The sequence below is a fragment of the Aerococcus sp. L_32 genome (assembly GCF_050689315.1).
In genome coordinates this window covers 1-553 of record NZ_JBOEQF010001208.1, presented here as the reverse complement: position 1 = coordinate 553, position 553 = coordinate 1, and the positions used below count along the sequence as shown (strand labels likewise).

Genomic DNA, 553 nt, shown 5'->3' with positions numbered 1-553 from the left:
GATTTCACAAGATATAAGCTATCGCAAGTGATAGGTAAACTTGTTCGGTCCAAGAGGGGATATATGATTTTTGAACAGTCTTTTGTTACAATAAACACCGAAAGCATAAATTCGCTAAAATATAGAAGTAATCCTTATTTTTAAAAAGCTGGTCCGGATTAGCTGACGACCATCTAAAGGAGAGAATGCTATTTTCCGAGAACTCAATAGCGAATAACAAATAAGAATGATTATACAGTTATTATATAGAAGAAAAATGAGAGGAAGGCAAGGTTTAATGACGCAGCTATTCGGCAAGAAACGTTTAATAGAAGTATTGACCGCATATAAGGCAGATCCCAATCCGTTAACAACGCTGGCTATGTTGACCACGATGGCGACCGCCCACTTATACGCTATCCAACTAGAGGGGACACCAGCCGACAAAAGTATCTGGTTAACTTACGACAAAGAAAAGGGACAACGAGAGCTTGTGACTTTTACGGACAAAGACCAAGCTAGCCAGTACGCATCTAAAGCAGATAATGTTTCGATTGAGCAAATGACTTTTAAG

The 553-nt window shown here is 38.9% G+C and carries 1 protein-coding gene; it reads left to right on the top strand.

Annotated features, from left to right (window positions below):
- Positions 1-277: 277 nt before the first annotated feature.
- Positions 278-553: SseB family protein (locus ACRCJ0_RS18965; protein WP_431391754.1), on the top strand; the 276-nt coding region annotated here is incomplete at its 3' end.